The sequence below is a fragment of the Flavobacterium selenitireducens genome (genome assembly GCF_014748335.1).
Taxonomy (GTDB): Bacteria; Bacteroidota; Bacteroidia; order Flavobacteriales; family Flavobacteriaceae; genus Flavobacterium; species Flavobacterium selenitireducens.
This window is the reverse complement of record NZ_JAAVIY010000005.1, coordinates 17,614-41,474: the sequence shown is the minus strand read 5'-3', so window position 1 is coordinate 41,474 and position 23,861 is coordinate 17,614. Positions and strand designations below refer to the sequence as shown.

The window sequence follows — 23,861 nt, the reverse complement described above, 5'->3', positions numbered from 1 at the left end:
ATTAAACTCAAAACCCTACCTTTGCCGTCCATTTCACACATCATGAGTTTTTTAAAAGAAATCGAAAGACGCCGCACGTTCGGCATCATCTCCCACCCAGATGCCGGTAAAACCACGCTTACCGAGAAATTGCTCCTTTTTGGAGGCGCGATCCAGGAGGCGGGAGCGGTAAAAAGCAACAAGATAAAAAAAGGGGCGACGAGCGACTTTATGGAAATCGAGCGCCAAAGAGGGATCTCGGTATCGACGTCGGTACTGGCATTCAATTATAAGGACAAAAAAATCAACATTCTCGATACGCCGGGCCACAAGGATTTTGCCGAAGACACCTATCGCACCCTTACGGCCGTAGATTCGGTCATCGTGGTGATCGACGTCGCAAAAGGTGTTGAGGAGCAAACCGAAAAACTCGTGGGTGTTTGCCGCATGCGCAACATTCCGATGATCGTGTTCATCAACAAGCTCGACCGCGAAGGTAAAGACGCTTTCGATTTGATGGATGAAGTCGAACAAAAACTCGGATTGCGCGTCACACCGTTGAGTTTCCCTATCGGAATGGGCTACGATTTCCAGGGAATTTACAATTTGTGGGAAAAGAACATCAACCTGTTCAGCGGTGACAGCCGGAAAAATATCGAAGAAACCATTGCGTTCGACGACGTCCAAAATCCGGAACTCAACAAAATCATAGGAGACAAACCCGCCGAAAGACTTAGGGAGGAATTGGAGTTGATTTCCGAAGTTTACCCGGCGTTCAATCGGCAGGAATATCTTGAAGGCGATCTTCAACCGGTTTTTTTCGGATCGGCGTTGAACAACTTCGGTGTGCGTGAATTGCTCGATTGCTTTATCGAAATTGCGCCGGCGCCAAGACCGAAAGAGTCAGACACGCGCCTGGTCAAGCCGGAGGAGGCAAAACTCTCGGGCTTCGTCTTCAAGATCCACGCGAATATGGATCCGAAACACCGCGACCGTTTGGCTTTCGTGAAGATCGTATCGGGAACTTTTGAACGGAACAAGCCGTATTTGCACGTCCGTCAGAACAAATCGCTCAAATTTTCGAGTCCGAATGCGTTTTTTGCAGAGAAAAAGGAGATTGTGGACATTTCGTATCCGGGCGATATCGTCGGATTGCACGATACCGGAAACTTCAAGATCGGCGATACGCTGACCGAAGGCGAAAACATGAGTTTCAAAGGCATTCCGAGTTTTTCCCCTGAGCATTTCCGCTACATCAACAATGCCGATCCGCTAAAGGCCAAGCAACTTGAAAAAGGAATCGACCAGCTGATGGACGAAGGTGTCGCCCAGCTTTTCACGCTCGAGCTCAACAACAGGAAAGTGATCGGAACCGTGGGCGCGCTCCAGTACGAAGTCATCCAATACCGATTGGAGCACGAATACGGAGCAAAATGTTCGTATGAACCTTTCCCGGTCCACAAAGCGTGCTGGGTAAAGCCGGACGATGCCAAGAACGAGGAATTCAAAGAGTTCAAACGCATCAAGCAAAAATTTTTGGCTACCGATAAATACGGTCAATTGGTGTTCCTGGCCGACTCGGATTTTACGATTCAGATGACGCAGCAAAAATATCCTTCCGTTAAATTATTCTTTACTTCGGAACTGGATTAGAAAAAAAACCTAATTTTAAGTATAGGTCACTTTTGGGTTATGTAAACCTGAAATCTGCTCAAAATGCGAATAAACGCTTAAAAAAGAGGGAGTCAAGTTTCTCTTTCTAAAAATCATTTTTATCTTTACACCCGCAAAACACAGCTTATGAAACTGAATTTATACAAATTATATTTCCTGACGTTTTTCCTCTTGATCGATTTTGTGGCGTTTGCCGACGATACTCCGGGGGATGACGACGGAGGCGGAGGACTTGAAGGGGACGATCCTGCTCCGGCCCCGATCAACGGAAAATTGCTGTGGCTCGCCGTGGTAGGAATCCTATTTGCGTTCTACGCTTACAAACGAACACGAAAAACCGCTTAATTTTTTTTGGTTTTTCTTTATAAAAAAAGCCCCTCCAATCCGGAGGGGCTTTTCATTTTCGGGTTTATCGATTATCTTTTGATGATCCTCAATGTCTTCACATTTGCGCCCTGGCTCACGACGATGTTATACACACCGGCAGAGAGATTGCTTCCAAACTGCTGGCTTTCCGTTTCGACAGCCTCGAAAGTTCGGGTGTCGACCAATTTGCCTAACATGTCATAGATTTTGACGTTGACTGCCTCTTCTGTCGGAAGATCGGCATCGAGGGCAAACGTCTCAATATATGGGTTCGGATAAGACACAACGCGGTATGCGATTTCCGGTGCCGTATCGTCTTCCTTGACAGCGCTTCTTGCCGCTCCCGGAGCCGTTACGAAACATGCTTCGCTAAAGTCCGACCATACGCCCGATGTCATCATCGCAACACGTATAGCCATTTGTCCGCCTGGCGTAACCGGCGAGATCTGGCTGAAGCTGAACCATTGTTTGTTGCGGTCTACCGAGTAAACTTGCAACGTGGTCATATCGGTAATTTCAAATCGGTATGACGTCACGCGATTTAAGCTGGCTGTCGAGATCAAGGTCGCTTTGGAAGCGATGACCGCGCCGCAGTTCACGATCGTAGGAACTTCAGGGGAACTTACCTCACATGGGCTTCCGAATCCTGAGAATACGCCGTTCGTTTTCACGGAAACTTCGATCATGTAGGTCGTACCGTAGGTGAATTCCGTCAACATGGTCAACGAGAACCAGTGATAGTTCCTATCGATTGTCTGAACCGCATTTGCAGATAGCGGATTGTCAAGATTGGTCACCTTGAAACGGTAACCCGTCGCACCCGGCAGACTGGTCGTGGCGATAAGCGTGCTGATTGATGGCAGCGTGATACCGCACTGTGACTCGGTTACCTGAGCCGCTCCGTTGGAATCCAACACGGCAGGAGAGGAAACCAGGCAGCTAGGGCCGTAGTAGCCAAGCCATACGCCGTTGCGTTGCAACTCTATCGAGACAGAATACGTTGTGGCATAGTCGTAAGACGCCAATTGCGTAAGCTGGAAATGAGGCGCCGTCCTGTTTATGGTCTGCTCAGACAATGTTTGGGTGTTGATGACCTTAAAGCGGTAACCCGTAATGGAAGTCGGGAAGCTCACGCATCCGATTACTGAACTCATGGTAGTAAGCGTAGCTCCGCACTGTGAAGCCAATACCTGGCTAACGAGTTGGTTGCCTTCGTCGAGGTTGCCGTCGCAGTTGTCATCGATACCGTTGTAAAGTACTTCTACATGACCCGGATTGACAGCTCCTGCATTATCGTTACAATCGCCGTTGACCAATGCATAATTGAGCGGTGGCGTATTGGCATCTACTGCGCAAACACTAACCAGCGATCCTACGCCGTAACCGTCTGCATCACCATCGAAATAAAACTGGAATTCCGCGTGGATGGCAGGATTGGCATCGTTACAATCTGATGAATCGAGCGAATATCCGGTTGGAGGCGTACTGGCATCCACGGCGCAAACGCTGGCGATTGTCGTGCTTCCGAAACCGTCTCCATCCGCATCTACAAAGAAGTCAAATTCTTCGTGGATGGCTGCGTTGGCATCGTTGCAATCTGTGTTGTTGAGCGAGTAGCCCGCAGGTGGCGTATTGGCGTCCACGGCACAAACCGTTACCAAAGAACCGGTTCCGAACCCGTCGAGATCAACATCGACATAGAATGCGAAAGTAGTGTGCTTGGTGTTGTCTGCATCGTTGCAATCTGTGTTGTCAGCTACAAATCCCGCAGGAGCGCCAAAGCAGGAAACCTGGGTAACGGCAAGGTTACCGAATCCGTCCCCATCCGCATCAGCGTAATACGTTACGTTGGCGTTGACCTGAACCGCTACGGTATTTCCTGAAGTCGGTGCGAAGTTACACACAGGCGTAGCATTGGTCCATTCGATGTTCGTTACGGTCAACGTCTGTCCGTTGTTAGCCAAAGCCACGTTTGTTGTAAAACTGGCGCTTCCCGAACCGTCCGCGATCACGGAACCGGCCGTTTGGTTGCCCCCTGCACCGATGTGGTAGGTAATATTGGAGACACTGTTAGGAACCAATCCGGTTAGCGTAAAGGTAGCCGCAGTGTCCTGACAAACCGCCGCCGATTGGGCTACGCCAGACAACGTTGCCTGGTTTACCGTCAAGGTGATTTGCGCGCTTTCCGATCCGCAGCCGAACGAACTTGCCGAGGTAGCGGTATAAGTTGTCGTCGCTGACGGTTTGGCGTATACGTTAGGCGTAATGGTTCCGGTGTAAGCTATTGTTGCGGCCGCATCAGTGTAAAGACCGGTGGTTGGCGACCACACCATTTTTGGTGCAATGCCTGAAACCACCACATCATCGATAGCCCACCATGCGGTGCCGAACCATCCCACGTTCGCAACATAGTTGAAGCGGATTTTGAGATTGCTCTGGTTGATGTAAGCGCTCAGGTCGACATTGTCTGTAACAAGCCCGTCCGAAGCACCTTGATTGGAATTATGATTTCTGATGTTAGTCCAGCTTGTGCCTCCATTAGTTGAAATTTGGACGTTGACTCCGCCCTCGCTTCCTTTTCTGTAACTGTGCTTGTAGGAGAGCGAAAGGCTTTCAAATCCTACTGAACTGAATGTAGCCGAGGTAAGTTGGGTGTTCGCACTTCCATTAGAAACGAGGGTAGCCAGATTCGACATTACAAATTTGCTGTTATCAGGCGAAGCAAAACTGTTCACGCCGGCAAAATGAGGGCTCGTGCGCACCGTAAAAGCAGTGCCGTTGCTAGCGGTTCCTGCTGTGGCGAAACTAAGTGTCCCGTTGAAGTTGTCGGAATAAAACGCATTTGGTTCCAAAACACCACCTGCCCCGTTCAGCGCTACTGTTGTGCCCGGACAAATCGATTGTGAAGATGGCGTGATAACTACCGGTGTCGGCAATGCGTGTAGCGTCAACGTCTTAGTGGACGTAGTGTTTCCGCATGGCGAATTTCCGAATGCCGTCAAGGTCAAGGTGACCGATCCTGCCGCGACGTCAGCCGGGCTTGGAGTATAAGTTGCGGAGTTCAGAGAAGTGGCATTCGCGAAGCTACCGGTTCCGTTAGAGCTCCATTCTACTCCCGAATTGTTCGATGCAGATGCTCCGGTTCCTATCGCGATGTCAACAGCATCCGCGCAGACAGCGACCGGAGTTCCGGCTACCGCGATCGGCAATCCGGTCACATTTACCGTGAATGTTGCCGTTGCAGGCGTACATCCTCCGTTGCTGACAGTCATCGTCAACGTAACCGTATTTCCGGCGTCCCCGGCAGCGGCCGTGTAAGTCGGTGTCAAAGTATTGGCGCCGGCCGTGATGGTCCCTGCCCCGTTTTCAGTCCAAAGTATCGTTCCGTTTGACGAAGACGCTCCTGAAACCTGAACGGTCTGGTTTTCACATATCGTTGCAGAGCCTCCGGCAGCAGCTGTCGGCGGATTGACGATCGTAAGTGTTTTGTTGGAGATGACGTTCGCACAAGAACCGTTTCCGGTCGCCGTTAACGTCAAAGTTACTGTCGGCCCGTCTGACGGATCGGCTGAATAAGTAGCTCCGGTCAGTGAGTTCGCATTCAAAATCGTCCCAAGACCGTTTGAAGTCCAGGTTATCCCGGCGTTATTGGCAGCGGTTGCTCCGGCGGTGATATTGGCCGGGGCACCTGTAGAACATGCGGACACAGCAGTTCCTGCATTCGCGGTTGGTTTGGCGACGATACTAAGGTTGCTTCCGTTGTTGTCGCCGGTGATGGCCGGATTGCTCGAATTTACCCTTATCCTGTAACCGGTTCCGGCTGCCTGCCCGTTTGGAATGGTAGCGTTTATGGCAGTCGCGGTCGTGGCGTTTGTCAATGTTGCAATTGTCGTAGCTGATGTAAAGCTACCACTTGCATTGGAGAGTTGCACGGTAAACGTATTGTTTGCTGCAAACGTTCCTTTGATAGCCAGCGGAACCGAAATAACCTCTCCTTGACAGAAAGGCGAGCCCGAAATCGCGTTGGCCCCTAAAGAAAGGTCCTGCTTCAAAAGCACCAGCACCGCATCGCCTCGTCCGTTGGGAGTAATGCCAACTGAAGCTATTCCGGTTCCGCCTGTCCCGGATTTAATCGCCCACGCAGCCCCAAGTGAATTTTGCGATGGAGCCGCAGCAAACGGAAGATCGTACAATTCGGTTAAAGCTCCCGGCGATGTAGTCGACCAATTTGCGTGGGTTGAAGCGGCTTGACCCGTAAAGGCAAAAAGAACAGCCGCGGAATTGAGATCCGATGCGGTTTTTGAGCCGGCCGACAACACTGCCGCAGACGTATTTGCTGACAAAGCGTCGCCTGTCGCATCGAACGGGTCATCGGCATCGACGCCTCTGAACACGGTGATGGCGCCTTGTGCACCGTCTCCGTTGGTTCCGGAAGAAAGTGTGACCGAGAAACTGGCTGCGCTCACGTCGGCCGCGTTGGCAAAACGATAAAGCAAAGTACCTCTCCACAGCGAAGTGCCGCTACTGCCGATTTGATTTCCGGCGATTTCCGTCCAGCCAGACGGCGTCGGATCGGCCAGGCCATTCGCGTCATTGTCGCTCTGTACAATACTGAGGAACATCATATCCCCTACCGCCAATCCTGCTGGCTTGGGTATGGCCAACGACGTCCCGGTCGTGGTGGCGTTGGAAGAGCCAACGTTGGTTATCTGGCCGGAAGCCGTCTGTCCTAAAAACAGGCCTCCCACCGTCATGATTAACAGCAGAGCCGATTTTCCGAACGAATCGGAACATCGCCTGCCGAAACTGAATAGTTTTGTTTTCATAAGCATCGAATTTTAAGTGAATGATATTGCAAGCCCGAGACCTTACATCTGGGAGATCTAATAATTAATCAACGGTGTGGCAGCTTGTTGGAAGAATTACGTCAAAGTAATCGAGCTAAAATCGAGATAGGAAAAATAATCGACAGGAAACCCGATTTAACGTTGTACTGCATAATCGATTGCGGATTTGTCAACCATGCGATACAAATTTTGCGATACCCTGAACGGCATCTGCGTTTCAGTGAAAATATTTAAATAAGAAAGGCCTTTCATTTCTGAGAAAGTCTTTTCGCATTACGGAATCTAAACTATTTACCTGTCGCGAGATCGACTTTAGCGGGTTCACAATTCAGGCTGCGTCGGTACGCCAGCGATCCAGGTAAAGCATAACGCTCACCTCGTTATTGCCTCGCGAATACGAGCAACATACCGCACTTCCAAAGGGATAATTTAATGATTCATCTTATGCTAAATTCGTAAAGGTCGCATTTCACTCCATCAGAAATAGTCGTTTGAGGTTTTCCGACGGACGACGCCAGGAGATGCGATAGGCATCGGAATCTCTACCCTATAAAATAATCCGTATAAAAAAACCCTTCTCGGTATGAGAAGGGTTTTAAAGTTAAATAACGAGAGTCTAACGACTAGCGCTTAATCACACGCAGCGTCTTGACGAAACTGCTTTGCGTAACCACGATGTTGTAAACGCCGGACGGATAACGCTCTCCGAATTGCTGCATCTCGATCTGGTCGATCGGGAATTGGCGGTCTTCAAGCAATTTTCCTACCATGTCGTATACTTTCACCTGAACGTCCTCTTCACTTGAGGTATCCATGTCAAGCGCAAAACTTTCTACGTAAGGGTTAGGGTAAACCACCGCGCGGAAGTTGACCGCCGCCTGGGCAGGTTCTTCGTTGACGATTGATCGCGCCGCTCCCGGAGCAGTAATTTCGCAAGCTTCACCATACGGTGACCAGTGACCCGAAGTCTGTACCGATACGCGAACGCCGTAAAGCGCTCCCGGTACGAAGTTAGGCACCTGGGCGAACGAGAAGAAGTTTTGGGATCTGTCGACGGTAATCTGTTCGAAAGACGTCATGTTGGTGATCTCAAAACGATAGGCCTGCACACGGTTCAAGCTTGTCGTAGCTATAAGCGTAGACGGGCTTGCAATGCTGGCGCCACAGTTGTTCAGCGTCGGCACGGCTGGCGAGAAGACGTTACATGGTGCGCCGTAACCTGACCAGTTGCCATTTGTCTTGACGGCAACTTCGATCTGGTACTCCGTTCCGTAGTTGAACCTTGTCAGCATGGTAAGAGCGAAGAAATTAATCGAACGCTCGATCGTTTGCACAGCATGAGGGTTCGAATCATCGGTCATGTTGGTCACGCGGAAGCGGTATCCTGTCACACCCGGAATGCTTGTCGTCGCGATCAATGTACTGATGCTGTTGAGCGTTGCGCCACATTGTGACGGGCTCACGGCAGCAGATCCTCCCGGATCGAGAATAGCAGGAGTAGAAACCAGGCAAGCCGGTCCGTAGTAATTCAACCAAATGCCGTTGCGACGCAGCATGACCGAAATAGAATAGGTCGTAGCGTAGTCATAACTGGCCAGCTGTGAAAGACTGAAGTTCGGAGCCGTACGGTCGATTGTCTGCTCAGCACCCGTAGCGGTGTTGACCACCTTGAAGCGGTAACCGTTGAACGGAGCGCCGTAGCTCACCGCTCCAATTACAGAACTGATCGACGTAAGGGTCGTTCCACATTGGGAAGCCAACACTTGGGAATACACACGGCTGGTCTCGTCGATGACACCGTCACAGTTGTCGTCCACACCATTGAACGGCACATCGGCCTGTCCTGGATGAATGGCGCCGGCACTGTCGTCGCAATCTCCGGCAACCGCAGCATATGGCGTTGGCGTCGTCGGCTGCGTACAAGCGATAACTGTCGGAAGCGTAGCAGTTCCGTAACCGTCTCCGTCGGCATCTACATACCAAACGGTTGCATTGGTGACGTTAACGTTATACGAGACTGACGTCGAGCAACCTGCAGAACTGGTCGTCGTGGCGGTATAAACCGTCGACTGAGCTGGTTTGGCATAGACTGATGTTACGGCACCTCCGCTGTAAGGCTGGGTTCCGGCAGCATCCGTAAACAATCCCGCTACAGGCGTAAACGCAACTGCAGGAGTTTGCTGATTGACCACGCGAACATTGTCAATCGCCCAGAAGAAGCCCCATTCAGACGCGTAGTTAAAGCGGATCTTCACATTTGGCTGATTTGCGTAAGCAGTCATGTCAAAGCTTGAATTTGCCATAGCCTGCGCATTGTTCGTAGTAGTTCCCACGCTCGTACCCAGCTGTGACACTAACGTTGTCCAGGTCGATCCGTTGTTGACAGAGACTTCAATCTTAACGGTGACGTCATCAGATATGTAATGGTAAACCTGCTCAAACGTAAGTTGAGGGCTTGACATGCTCAACGTACTGAACGATGGTGATGTCAGTATCGTGTTTGTGACGTCTCCAAAATCACCGAGATCAGAATTGGCAATCGCAAATTTACCACCGTTTTGGGTAGTGAAGTTGCTGAAATCCGCAATTCCTGACGTTTCTGTGTACGGCACAGACCTGAACGTCCAGTTGGTAGCAACCGGCGAGTCATTTGCACTCGTGATCGTCCAAGCCGGAGCATTGTTGTCAAAGTTCTCCGAAAGAGCTACCATGTTGATTGCTGTCGACGAAATCTGTACCGGTCCATCCGTAGAACACATGTTTACGCTTGCCGGAGAGAAGACCGGTGCCACTGGGAGTGAATTGACAGTAACCGCGAAAGTCGCCGTGTTCACGCACTGGCTTCCGCCTGACTGGCTGGCCGTTAGTGTATACGTCGTCGTCGTTGTCGGGTTAAATGTGAACCCTGTGGCAGCAGTTCCTGAAACTCCGGTTGAAGGTGTCCAGACATAGCTGTCAAAGTCAGACAATGCCGAAGTAACGTTGACACTCGTACTGGCTCCCGCACAAATACTGGCTGAGCTGGCACTTATCGCAAGTGCAGGTGCCGCATTTATAGTTGCGACAACTTCCGTCCTAGCTGATTCACAAGGTACCATGAAGGTATAGTCTTCCGTTTCCTGGCTCGTCGAGTTGCTACAAGCCAAAGGAGAACCGACTGAGAAATCTGCCTTGACCCTCATTCGCTTTGCTCCCGGGGAAGTGCCCGCAGGAACAGTAAACGAAGTGTTATAAGGAGAGCTCACATAACTTGCAGTACCGGCAACTTTTTCTCCTGCATCGTCAAAATCGCCGTCGTTGTTCCAGTCGATGAACACGCTCACGCCATAGGTCGAGCTTGGCCATGTGACCGAAAAGTTAACTGAGCCACCAGGCACTTGACTTGCAGACATAGCAGTGTAATTGCCATATCCGCTTGCCGACTGAACCGTTCCGGTGTTCGTGATGTTGCGCAACGCACCCGTCGTAGAAAAACCTGTAATGTAATACGACGTCGACGTTGAAGTCGAAGCACAAGCCGCGGCAAGTGGAGCCGCCTCGCTGGACGCCGAAACATAGTAACTGGTCGTAGCCGAAATCGCAGGTGTCGTAAAACTTTCGCCTGAACCAACGGGCGAACCGCCAGTAGCCGCTGTATACCAGCTCAATATCTGGCCCGCAGGAGCCGTGGCGCCAAGTGTTACTGTACCTGCTCCGCAACGCGTTGCCGGTGCTATGGTAGCCACAACCGGGTTGGTCACGTTTATGGCAACAGTGTTGGAATCCGAGAAAAGACCCGAATTGGTACACGTCACACGCACGAAATACGAAGCAGATGCCGTAAGTGTCGGCGTTGTGTAAGTAGTTCCCGTGGCATCCGGAATAAGCCCGGTTGCAACGTTATACCACTGGAACGACTGTCCTACGACAGGTGTCTGGTAACCCGACACACTCAAGGTCGACACTCCGGATATACATAGAGCCGTCGCAGAAGCTACAGCAGTTCCCGCAGTCGGAGTTCCATTACATTGTGGAATCTGCAAAACCGTGAGCGTGTAATCTTCCACTTCTCCTCTTGGAGTTGCACCTGTAAATCCGCACGAATTGGTTGGGTTTAATGAGTTGAAGTCAATCAAGACACGCATTCTGTACGATCCAGGAGCGGTAGCCACCGGAACGGTGAATGTGCCCGACTGGCTGTTGCCGTAACCGGTTGTATTGAAAACTCTTTCACCAGCCTCGAATGAGAGGTTGTTGTTATAGTCAATCCAAATCGCCATCCCAGATGATCCTCCTGCAGTCGTTGTTGAAAAAGACAACGGTTGCCCTTGGTAAACGGAAGCTGAGAGATCGATGTAATTGGCATAACCTCCTGCAGAAAAGGCAGAAGCGTTAGACAAATTGGTCACGCCGCCTGTCGTCGTAAACTGGGTAATCCTCGAGTTCGTGGACGCCGTGGCTGCCGGTATACAATAGTTCTGTATAGTAAGCAATGCGCCTGCAGTACTCAACGAACATCCGCCGGAGGTAATAACCGCGCGATAGTAACGGGCGATCGGAGCTGCGATTGCAGATGCGTTTACCGTAAGCGTACCTGTTGTTGCATTTTCATATGTCAATCCAGAAGGCGTGTTGTTCACAACGTTTGCGTATGTACCGTTTAAAGTCGCGGCATACTGCCATTGATATGTTGCCCCAGGAGATGAAGAGGCGACAGTAAGCGTTGTGCTGTTTCCGTAAAGAACGGTCGCAGCCGATGGAGCCGTCGTAACCTGAGGCGTGAAAATGCTCAACTGCGCATTTGTCGACTCAACCGGACCGCAAGGGCTCTGGCTTGAAATCACGACGCGGTAAAAATACGTCCCGGAAGCCGGAGTTGCCGCTGTAGTGGCAACCGTCATCGAAGCCGAAGTGGCATTCGTATACGTGGCGCCTGTCGGCGTATTGTTCACAACGTTCGCAAAAGTAACGCCGTCAGTTGAATATTGCCATTGATAACCCGCGACCGCCCCATTTGCCACCACAGAGAAAGTAGCACTTCCTGAAGAGTAGCAATTAGAAGTGCTGGCCGGCGCTGTCTGGACGGATACGCCTTCGACAACCGTAACGGAAGCCGCATTGGATGTAGCCCCATTCGCAGGTCCTTGAACCTTTGCGCGGTAAGCCCATCCGCTGTTTATTGCGGTAAATCCTGAAACCGATAACTGCGCAGTTCCCGTGCCCGAATAGACAAGACCGTTGGCGCTGCCATCCGCGATCGGAGCAAAACCAAGACCTTGATCTTCTTCCCATGAATACGAATCTACTTCACCAGACGGAACAACCGTAAACACGGTCGCCGCTATGCTCGAAGAACAAACAGTCTGGCTGGCAGGATCGCCCGTAATTCCTGTATTACCTACATTAAGTGTCGCAGGAGCGGACTCAACCGGCAAACATGGACTCGCAGCCGTAACCACAACCATATACAAGTAGCCGTTGAATGTGTCCGGAGTTGCAGAAATGGAAAGCGTTGCTGTTTGGGCGCCGCTGTAAGGACTTTCATTTTCGACATTCTGGAATGTGTTCCCTTCGTCTGTAGAAACCATCCACTGGTAACTTTGTACAGCACCGGTAGCGGTAACAGAGAAGCTCGAAGCATCTCCGGTTACGACGGTTTGTGTAGCTGGATTCGACACCAGTACTGGTTCGTTAACCACAATCGTTTTGGTCACGACAGTTGTACATCCCAAGTCGGTTACGCTGTAGCGGATCTCGACCTCTCCCGGTCCTACTGATGTTACGACACCGTCTTCCACCGTGGCGATGCTTTCGTCAGACGAAGACCATGTCCCTCCTGGAGAAGGATTCGACAATTGGACAGCATCTCCGACGCAAAGCGGCTCGTCCCCATTTTGGATAGGATTCACCACTGGTGATGGTGTTACGGCAAGACTTTCCGTACTCGTGGACGAAGCAGTGGCCGAAGCAACCACGATCGTACCTGAAGTGACTCCAGCCGGAGCGATAGCAGTAATCTGTGTAGGGCTGTTGATCACGAAAGATTGAGCAGCCACGCCGTTAAAGGTAACAGAAGTAGCATCTGTAAACGAGTAACCTGTGATCACGACTGTTCTGTCGGCTGCGATTCCCGCGGAACAGATTGTTGTCGGTGTGAAAGTGGTTACCGTAAGCGGCGTAGCAATGACCGAGATGTCGTCCACAACTAACAAGTCCCTGTTACGGGCAGAATACGCCTGGAATCCGAAGTAATATATACCCGTGGTCGGCACGCTGAAAATTACGCTGTTCGGCGTAGCGGTGTCGAGCGTAATGTTCGCATGGGTTGCTAAAATATTCGTCATGGCGGCAGCAGATTGAGCCGTTCCGTAAGCAACTCTCATCCTTTCCGGATAATCGGTGCCTGTTCCACTATACGTATACGAAATCGTGTAGGATTTCCCTGCTTCTAAATTTATGCCTCTGGAATGCCACCATGTATTCGCGGCAAAATCCTCATCGTAAACGTAGATAAGAGCTTGTGACGAAAATCCAAGGATGTCGATTTCGTCGACTATCCATTCGTTTCCACTTCCAGGATTCTGGACAACTGTACATTCAGGGAATGCAGGTGCCGGCAATGAATCGAAATTTTCAACGTAAGGCACTGATGCAGGATCACAAGCCGTTCGGAATGAATACGTCACCCAGTTGCTAAAATCCTCGTTAGCGACGCAAACCGAACGCACATGAAGATAATGTTGGGTATTGGATGTCAATCCTGAAACAGAACCGTTTGCAGTGGTCGTTGCCGTCCCGGAAGCCGGTGGCGTAGACGATGTAGTAACGGCATACTGGTAACCTACGGCAGGAGCCGTTGTCGGTGCAGTCCAGCTCACGTTAGCAGTGCTGTTGGTAATGGCCGAAGCATTCAATGCGGTCGGCTTGAAGCAGCTTGGCGGTGTCGTGAAAGCCGTTCCGGAAGTCCAGGTTGAAAAATCACTTGTTCCGCAAACCGAGCGAACGTACAGTCTGTAGGCCGTGTCTTGTACAAGCCCTCCTATGTTAGCCGTAACTACACCGGCAGCGGTAGTCCCTTGTGCAGCCAAACCGGTTGCTCCGGATCCCGCGGCCCCGGAAGAACGCACTTCGTATTCATACCCTTGAGGAGTTCCCGTTGCCGGAGCCGTCCATGCAGCGTTTACAGTAGTCGGCGTGGCGCCCGTGGCGGTGACCGCCGTTGGGACGTAGCAGCTTGGAGGTGTCGTGAACGCCGTTCCTGAACTCCATGCACTAAAGTCACCTGTTCCGCAAACCGCGCGTACGTAAATCCTGTAAGCCGTTTCTTTTGTAAGTCCTACAATATTGGCTGTAACGACGCCAGCTGCGGTAGTTCCTTGGACAGCGAGCCCTTCTGAACCGGATCCGGCAGCACCGGTTGAACGTATTTCGTATTCGTATCCTCCTGACGGATTGCTCGTAGACGCCGTCCAGGAAATCGTGGCCGTCGTCGGAGTGACCGCAGAGAACGAAATTCCGGTCGCGTTAACGCAAGGCACTTTTACCGTAAGGGTAAAGTTTCCTCTTGCGCCCGTGCTCAACGAGTAAACGCGCACAAAGTAGTTCGTGTTCGCTACCACCGTATGCGTTGCGGCAGTTCCGGGAGTGTTGTTACAGAATTGCTGTACCAAACTTCCGCAAGCGCCCGTGTAGATCGCATAAGAAACAGCGGCCGGAGATATTCCAACAGCCGAAACTTCCAAAGAAGTATTGGTCCCTGAATTGAAACTGTACCATGTATCGTAATACGTCCCGAATGACGAAGCGCAGCTCGGGTAACTCACCGCGCTCGCAAATGAACAACTGTTGTTCGACGCCAAGGGCGTTCCAACCGTTACCGGCGCCGCAGTGGCACAGTCGTCATTCGTCGTGGCAGGATTACACACCGGCGTGCACGTCATCGACATAACAATGTTACCTGTAGGCGTAGTGCCGCTGTAAGAGTAAAGCAACACATAGTATTCCGTTCCTACCGTGGTAGGCAAAAACACCTGGGAACGAAGGTTCGCCGGCGTCGCGTTTGAGATGTCGTCGTTTCCGCCCAAACAAGTCAACGTTCCGCAACTTCCGGAGTAAACCGCAAGGCGCGTATCGACGCTTGGATCGGTGTTGCCGGTTGAAATGGTCGTGTCGTCCCCGTTGCCGGTGAACTTAAACCAGATACCGGCCGAGTTTTGCGTAGTCACACCGGAAATACCGCAAACCGCCATAGCTTCGTTAGTCGAATTGACCAAAGAAACCGTAATGTTCGACCCGCAAGTCAACGAAATGGCTTCTGCACAAAGATCACCCGCAACAGTAGTTTTAAAGGCAACTTGTCTCCAAGCACTTGAACTACCTCCGCAAACTGATCGGATGTAGGCCACATAATTGGTATTCGCCGTCAAAGACGTAAGGTTTACCGAAGTTCCCGGAATAATTCCGTTTGGCCCCAAGCCTGTAGCACCGCTTCCCGGAAGTCCGCTTGTCCTTACTTCGTATTCATATCCCGAAGTTGCCAACGCATTGGCTGACCATGACAGGGTTGCTCCCGAAGAAATCACACCTGAAACTCCAAAGCCCGATACCGCCGTACATGAGGACGGAGCATCAACGCTAAGGTTGTCGAATGCCATCTGGAAATCTCCCGAAGTACGTGTGCCGATGAATCGGAAGGAAACGTTTTGTCCGACATAAGCCGACAACGGGAATGTCCGATTTACCCAACCTGATACCGCAGCATCGTTGATCGTGGCCAAAGTTGCCCAAGTACCTCCGAAATTGGTCGAAACCTGGACTTGTATAGTTCCCCAAGATCCCGTTGGAGGGGCATAAGGAGAAGAAGCGTTAGCCAGTGCGTAGTCGAATGACAATTCCTGTCCCGAAACGACGGGGCCATAAGATCCCGTAGAAAACTGGGCCGTCGTTGTAGAAGACGAAAGGTTTCTCCGGATGTAATTCGTGGCAATCGCCGGAATCGCAGTGGTAGTCCCTATCGTCCAAACCGGAGTCGGATTAGACCATCCTGCCGGTAACGTAGTGGTGGCGAAGCTTTCGCTCCAAGGCAAAGTGCCCAGGAATGCTGTCGTGAATGCCGAAGCGGACGTCCATGTACTAAAGTCGCCAGCTCCGCAGTTCGAACGTACATAAGCCGAATAAGCGGTATTTCCCGTAAGGCCTGCAACGCTTGCCGTCGTGGTCGCAGAAGTTCCGCTCTGCACAAGTCCGCTTGCACCGCTTCCGGCCGCACCCGAGGTACGAACTTCCCATTGGTAACCCGCACTTGGCGCAGTTGTAGGCGCAGTCCAGTTTAACGTGGCCGCGACATTGGATGTCACCGTAGCGGTCAAGGCAGTTGCAGGAAAACACGATGCCAAAGTGGTAAACGTACCTGTAGTCGTGTAACCATCCCCTGTTCCGGCAGCATTCGGTATATGCGAATACTGGGAAGCTGTCGTCGCGTTTTCAGCGCGAACCCTTACCTGGTAAGATGTGTTGGCAGACAATCCGGTCAAGGCAACTGATGTCGCCGCAACAGGGTTTCCGCTGTAATTCGTCCATGCGCAAGTACCCGGAACGCGATATTGCACGCTGTATTGAGTCGCGCCTGACGGAGCCGTCCATGAAACCGTGGCACCCGTAGCTGTGATTCCGGTAACGGAAGAAAATGTCCTGACCGGAGCGACCGTGCCCGGATTGAACGTGATCTTAAGCCCGTTCGGGATATTCACGCTTGTATTGGAACTGTTGAACAATACAGTACTGGAATTGGAATAACCGGTAACGGCATTTGACCAATTACATGTCGTTCCTGAAGGCGTATTCGCCAACATGAGGTTATTGACGTTCGTGGAGAACGTGTTGGAGTTACCGCGAAGTCCTACCTGGGCTGCGCCCGTATCGGCTGGAGCAGTACAAGGTCCGTAAACCAGATTTATCTCGCCGGTAGCAAACGTCAGCCTGATCTGAAAATTCAATCTTTCAGTCGATCGGCCATACCAGTAGGCGTGGTCCGTATACTGGACGATGAATTCCGTCGCAGTTCCCAAATAGCTTATCCGCGGAGTAGCCCCGGCAGCGGTGGAGTTGCCTCCATCATTGCCCAAAGCCGAAATCGCCCCCGAATAACTGGTCGAAGAACTCAGTGGCGTCGACGTCGAAGAGCCCGTTCCGAAAGTGATGGCACCGTTCGCACCGATAAAGCAACTTGTAAAGTTCGCCCCACCGAAAGTGAAGGTGCCGCCCATCGGAATCGCGGCAGAAAGTTCGCTGTCCCAACTGGTCCAAAGCGTCGTCCCGACAATCGGCGTGTAGGTATTACCCGTAGAAATGGTCCGCGAGTAATTCGCAATCCCTGTCTGGGCAAACATCTGGTTGCCTGTCAAACACGACAGCATAACCAACAAGCACATAAGCCATCTTTGCATGACTTTGGGGATTCGCCAGGGCGGTGGCCCGTTGACGTCCCCCACATTGTAACCGAGTCGGGCGTCGTTGCGGCGATTCGGAGAATGGTAGTTTACAATCATAAAATATAAATTGGTTAATAGAATAAAAATCGTTCGCGATGCGAGAGACACGAAGTTTCCGCTGAAGGGAACCTCGGTTTCCAGCGTTTTACATACATTTTAACAAGTGCTTAACATCTTGTTATCAGAGACAAAAAATCCGGCAAGTGGCATCGTACCGCTTGCCGGATGTTTATTAATAGATGATTTTCTTGCTTACCGTGATTTGGTCGACCGATGTCACCTGGACGATCAGTACTTGGTTGGCGATGCCGAGATTCGCGATTTCGGCCTGGGTACTTCCGATGTTTTTCCGCTCCGCGATCAATCGGCCGCGGGTATCGAAAATTTTGACGCTTTCCATCGCGACGTTTCCGGAGTTGATCCTGATTACCTCATCTTTCCCGAAAACTACAACCGAATTCTGGTTGAATATAGGATCTCCGACCTGCAATTGCTCGCCGGTAAACCTCAGCACGAATCGGCCAGGAAATTCCCCGGTAGCGGTGGCAAAACCGTAAGCCCCGCTTTTGAGGTCGTGGATAGTGCCCAAAACGAGATCTTCGAGATAGATGTGCTGATTTTCATCGGCAAACAGACCATCGAAAGCACTCAACGCAATCGAATAATTTCCGGCTACATTCGCCCGGTAACCCATCGCAACCTGATCGTTCTCGTCAAATGGCAACGCCCTTCCCTGAATCGTCAGTTTGTTTTCGTCTAAGATGGAATAAAAGCTGATGGAATTCAACGACTCGATCGTCTTACCGTCATATTCCCTGTCGAGGCCGGATGTAGCGTTGGTCGCATATCCGACAAGAGCCTGTTTGAAAGCGCCGTCGGAATTGCTCATATCGAGCCATATCCTGTGTTTTTCCAACACCGATGGCAGTGCCGCAGCGCTACCCGGTCGGTAAAAATTATCGTTGAAACCTGCCAGTCGCATGCTGTTGTTGAATACGGCGGTTCCGTTTGCGATCGCGGTCACGAAAAATGCATTTCCTGCCGCAATGTTTTTGGTCGGAGCCGAATTGTTACCGCTTCCGGAATTGGCCGCGGCCGTTGCGCCGAGCAAATTGTAAGAAGCATAGTCGTTATTGTTGTAGACCTGGTTGGTAATCGGCGTGTTGTGCGTCCAGAAATACAACGTTCCATTGATCAGGCCGGCGTTGGTCGGATGTGTGATGAACTCGTCCGCATCAAGAGCCGAAGGATATGGATTGCCCAACAAATTCAAATTGGTCGCCGGAGCCGACATCGCAACTGGATAAGTAATGACACCGTTATTGGCCGGGCCCATCGTCATGACCGCCGTAAAAGAGGTCGGAACATTTGGCCAACCCGCAGGTGCCCTCATGATATATCCCCTTCCCGGTGTCATTACCGTGACGTCCGGGATGGAAAGAAACTGGCCGGTCGGCACATTGTAATGATGGTATTTATCGAATCGGGTGTCAGGAGAAACGTCGTCGAGCGTGGTGCCGTTAAGCGGAGAAGACCAATACGTATAATCGTAATTGCGCATTGGTGTCGTTTCTCTTTTATACGTTATCGAACCCGTGTTTACGCCGGAATCGCTGATTTGAACCAAACTTGATTCGCTTTCAAAAATCAGCGCACCGCCTGAAACGTTCACGCCGTTTTCGACGATAAGCGAATGGCCCGGTTCGAAAGACACGTTACCCGAAGTCACGCCGACGCTGCAAGCACTCAAGTCTCCCGATGAAATGTAATTCCCGGCAAATACCGCTCTCTTTCCAAGATTGGGAGCGCCATTGTTCCAGGAAGTCCCGTCCCATGTCGTCGATTCTACGCTTAACGTAACGGTATTCGTATATGCTGTGCACGTTCCGTTTGACACTTGTACCCTTATGTAAGTCGTCGCGTTGATCGGACCCAAAACAGCCGAAGTCAACGTAGTCAAACCAGCCGAGCCCGCAATGTTTACCGGCGTGGTGAATGCTGCATCGTTGGCCGATTGCCATGTTCCGACGGTTCCGATTTGCCCTGTAAGGATAAGGTCCTCGACCGTTCCGGAACATACGTTCTGATTTGCACTTATCGTACCGGCCGTCAGTGGCGTCACGGTCACCGTTTGGAGCGTCGTGGTGCTGCACACAGGCGACGGCGTACTTGCACTCGCGGTATATGTCGTGGTTGTTGTCGGCCAGGCGTAAACAGACGCCGCGCCCGTTCCGGTATATGGAATCGTATGGGCCGCGTCATTATAGAGACCGGTCGTTGGCGACCAGGTAATCGCCGAGGTCGCATTTCCTGAAACCAGAAAGTTGTCGATGGCCCATCCCCAGCCCCAATTGGTCGAGTACCTGAATTTTATCCGCAGGTTGGTTTGTCCCAAATAAGCTCCCAAATCGCGCACGACATGGGCAAAAGTACCCGGCGTTCCCTGGTTCAGGCTGCTATAGGAAACCAATGTCGTATAGGTTGCTCCTCCGTTAGTTGAAATCTCAACGAATCCGTTGCCATTGATCCATCCGTCATAGAAATGCCAGAACGAAAGGGAAGCCGCGGTGATATTCTCCAAGCTGAAAACAGGGGAAATAAGCTCCGTGCGGGTTGTGCTGCCTACGCCTTGCGCATCCGAATCTGAAAAATAGAAAGGCGAAGCATCGTTGCTGTGCAGATTGATCCATCCCCATGTAGGGCCGGTCGGCGTGAAACCGTCAGGCCTTATGGTCCAGGAGCCGTTTGCCGCGGTTGCCGGCGGCGTTCCCGTATTGGTTGTCGTCCATCCAGGAGCCCCTGAATTGAAATTCTCAGAAAGGATAGGAAGGCCGGACACCACACCGCCGGACGCAGACAACTGCATAGCGGTTCCGCCTTCACACATCGTAGCTCCCGTCGGATTCGTCGTGATCGTTATAGGTGTCGGAAGCACATTGGCGACATAAGTGAATTGGGCGGTGTTCACGCTGAACGGAGCAACGGTTTGCGTCGCCGTAAGCGTATAGGTTACGGTCGATCCCGCGTTGAACGTATAACCACCGGCCGCAGTGCCCGTAACACCAGATGGCGTCCAGACAAACGTGTTGTAATCCGAAAGCCCTTGTGTTATCGTAATATTTGGACTGTTCGTCAACGCGCATTGCGTGGAGGTAGCCGCACTCAAAACCAGTGCTGGCGGAGGCGTCACGATCTTGATGCTGTAATCCTCCAGTTCCCCGCTTCCGTTGAATAGGCAGCCAAGGTCATTCGCGTTATCGGTCGGATTCGAATCAGCGTAATCGATGAACACCCTCATCCTGGTCACGCCCAGAGGTGCGGTAAGCGGAACCGCAATGGTACCGGTAACTGTTCCCTGATTACTTCCTGTGTAGGATGTTGTGTTATAGACGATTTCACCGGCATCTGCAAAATCACCATCGTTATTCCAATCGATCCAAATTCCCACGCCAACTCCCAAATAGATTCCAGGCGATGCGTTCCCGTCGTCAAGCCCTACTGAGAAGTTAAAAGACTGACCTTGAGATTGTATGATAGTTTGGGCCGTATAATCTGAATTACCCGGTGCAACCCAAGCTGAGGAATTGTTAATGTTTTGAACGGCGCCCGTTGTGCTCACATTGCTGATATAAGCCTGACTCGATTGCGTAGTGGTGGGCATGCAATAAGGAGGCAGCACAGCGGTCGTAAAGGTCGTTGACCCGGACCATATACTGAAATCGCCTGCGCTGCAATAACCTCTGACCCAAAAATAATATGCCGTATTTCCTGATAAACCTGCGAGGTTGACCAAAGTGGTTCCCGGGCCCGTAAAGCCTGTCGGAATAGTGTGATTCGTGGGTGGTGTTGCCGATGTGGAGACGTAATATGCATACCCGAGCGCCGGTGCTGGCGTCGGTGCCGTCCACATCAAGGTTGCTGATGTTGCCGCAACAGACGAAGCCGTCGCAACAGCGGGCTGCATGCAAATGCCTTCGACCAATTCCACGTCGTCTATGAAGATCTTACCCATGTTAGCCACCGAATACGCCTGGAATCCGACATAATATGTTCCAGAGGAAGCCACGGTAAAGTTTACGTGGTTCGCCGTGGCGGCATGTTTGATGTTCGGATGGTCGTCCAGCGTCGTGGTCATGAACGTGCTGTGAGGCGCCGTTCCTATCATGACCTTCATTTTGTTGGTAAGGAAGTTGAAGTCGGTTGACCCGGCGTACAGATAGTTCAATTGATATGTCTTGCCCGCCGTCAGCGTCACGCCTTGCGTAAACCACCAGGCGTTCGCAACCTGTGCGTTCCCGTTGTACTGAAGATGTTCGTCCGCGATGCCGTCTACCGCGGAGCCGACATCTGCCGTGTACCAGTTATTTCCGTTGACGCTTTGAACGCCATGACAAGGTTGGATCGCCGGGGCATTGTAATTATAGAGCGGACTGACTCCGCTTATTTCTTCAAAATAGTTGAAATATTCCTCGCTTACGGGAGCACAAAGTGTCGATACGTTTACCGGTCCTGTCCAGGCGCTCAAATCTCCCGCCACACAGTTGGCGCGCACCCAAACATAATAGTTGCTTCCGGCGGCCATGCTCGATATCGTTGCAGAATTCGTAGCCGATGTTCCGGTTGGTGTCGTTGCGGCGTTCGGGGCCGTTCCCGTAGTATTGTAATAGTATTGGAAGCCGCTTGAGGCACTTCCTGTCCAGGTGAGGGTTGCTCCCGATAAGGTAACCGATCCCGGAGTAACCGCGAGCGCGCCAGGAGCAGGACAACTCACGGGCGTCCACCTCAAAGTCGTGTTGGACGTACCTGGAATCGAACTATTAATGGCAGTCCTCCAGTTGTCGGAAGCCGCAATGGTATTTACTGTCGCGGCAGTCGATGTTGCCGGAAGCGTTGGCCACGTATTTCCTGCCCATACCCTTTTATTGTAATCCGCACTTGAGGTCCCTCTTAAACCGACTTGTCCTGTTGTATTTGAGTTAAATGTCCCTGTTGAGGTGTAGTGAAATTCAATCACGTTCGTCGTTTCGTACAACCAGATTTGCATACTCATGTATCCTCCTGTTTCAGCAGTGCTTTTCCGGAATGACGGATATTCGATTTTCAAAATGTAATTGCCCGCACCGCCCGACGTATCGAGAAATTTTGCTATCGATGTGGCTGCGCTGGTTGTCGTAACCTGTAAGTTTGCCGAGTAAGCCGCTATGACACCGTTATAAATATTATTACCCGCGATCGGATTATAGTTAATACCGGTCGTGGTTCCACCAAGTATGAGAAACCCGTTAGGTGACACCACGGTATTCGTATAGGTCGTGCCATTGAAAACGAAACTGAATCCGATGGGTGTCGAAACCGGAGTCTGATCGTTCCATGGGCTTGCAAACAATATTGTTTTTGTAGCTGGATTCAACGCTGAATAAGCGGGTGTCGCAGCCATTTCCGAAAAAGAATAGTTGACGCTGACCTGCGCATTCGAATTGGCGACAAACAACAAACTTAGGATAGAGAGCAATAAAAACCAGCGGAAAACAGCAAGGGAAGCCTCTCCGCGAACGGGTAATGTTTTTATCATAGATTGGGTGTTAGGGTGGGTGGTATTATTTTGTTTTAGGATAACCGTGCAAAACCGCCACTTCACGCTAACAATCCTCAAAGAATTAACGATAAAATAATGGCCAAGCGGGTAAATTTACACTAAACTTTGACATAGCAATTTTGACAACTCGTAAATTATGTAGTTTATCGATGAATGCGTCGATTTACTCGACGAAATACACAATTTTAACTGCTAAATAGCTGATAATACTACATTAATGCAATCCTCTGAACAACAGTTAGTGTGTTTCGGCAATGTAAAGTTGAAGTGTGGAAAAGCAGTCTGCGTAAAGCAAGGCCGCAGTGCTGAATAAGGTCTTCAGTCAATAGCTAAAAAGTCGCCACAGGAAAGCTTGTAACCGACAGGCATAAAAAAAACCTTCCTGCCACGGAAGGTTCTTCGTCCAACTAACTTAACCTAAAAATTATAAATAAAACCTTAATTATGCGATGTTGTTTTCGTACTGCATAGCCTTTTTGAGCAAAGTGCGGCTCAGGATCCTGTTAGGCGTCATCCCGCAGTTGATGAGTACTTTTTTTGCCGTCTCCGCCTTTGGTGACGTCCTTGCAGGTTGAGCGGCAGGATTGTTCATCTGCTTGCTGCCCATGAACCACTGCACGAGTTCGAACTGTCGGTTGGCGTCGACTGCTTCCGCTTTGTCGGCATGCCCATCTGTAACATTGCTGATTGCGACCGGAATTTCTGTTTCCTGTGCAGGCGATTGTTGTCCGAACATTCCGCTGCAGCAAAGCAACATCAGTACCAAGAGCATGAAAACCCGCATGGCCGCAGCGTCTGCATTGGTTTTCAGGATATCCTGTTTCGATGATGTCAGCTTTAAAGTTTTCATTTAGCGTGTGCGTGTTTGTTCTTGATTACGGGTCAAAAATACAGCAGGTATTTGCCCGTCGGAAATAATTCCGACAAACT

Annotated in this window: 6 protein-coding genes; 2 read left to right on the top strand and 4 right to left on the bottom strand. The window is 51.0% G+C overall.

The window, feature by feature from the left end; all coding sequences use genetic code 11:
• The first annotated feature begins 42 nt into the window (after positions 1-42).
• Positions 43-1,632: a peptide chain release factor 3 gene (locus HC229_RS09315; RefSeq protein ID WP_191020215.1), complete on the top strand. Its 1,590-nt coding sequence runs from the start codon at positions 43-45 to the stop codon at positions 1,630-1,632.
• A 147-nt stretch (positions 1,633-1,779) separates the two neighbouring features.
• On the top strand, positions 1,780-1,998 hold the full coding sequence (locus HC229_RS09310; protein WP_191020214.1) for a hypothetical protein: 219 nt from the start codon (positions 1,780-1,782) through the stop codon (positions 1,996-1,998).
• A gap of 71 nt (positions 1,999-2,069) precedes the next feature.
• Here the strand turns inward: HC229_RS09310 and HC229_RS09305 are convergent, their stop codons facing one another.
• From HC229_RS09305 to HC229_RS09290, 4 genes are all read right to left on the bottom strand, one after another.
• Complete coding sequence (locus HC229_RS09305) at positions 2,070-6,845, bottom strand: T9SS type A sorting domain-containing protein (protein WP_191020213.1); 4,776 nt, start codon at positions 6,843-6,845, stop codon at positions 2,070-2,072.
• A 644-nt stretch (positions 6,846-7,489) separates the two neighbouring features.
• Complete coding sequence (locus HC229_RS09300; protein WP_191020212.1) at positions 7,490-17,392, bottom strand: fibronectin type III domain-containing protein; 9,903 nt, start codon at positions 17,390-17,392, stop codon at positions 7,490-7,492.
• Positions 17,393-17,567: 175 nt separating this feature from the next.
• Complete coding sequence (locus tag HC229_RS09295) at positions 17,568-22,907, bottom strand: GEVED domain-containing protein (protein ID WP_191020211.1); 5,340 nt, start codon at positions 22,905-22,907, stop codon at positions 17,568-17,570.
• A gap of 466 nt (positions 22,908-23,373) precedes the next feature.
• Positions 23,374-23,781, bottom strand: coding sequence for a hypothetical protein (locus tag HC229_RS09290; RefSeq protein WP_191020210.1), 408 nt, complete (start codon positions 23,779-23,781; stop codon positions 23,374-23,376).
• Between the last annotated feature and the right edge of the window lie 80 nt (positions 23,782-23,861).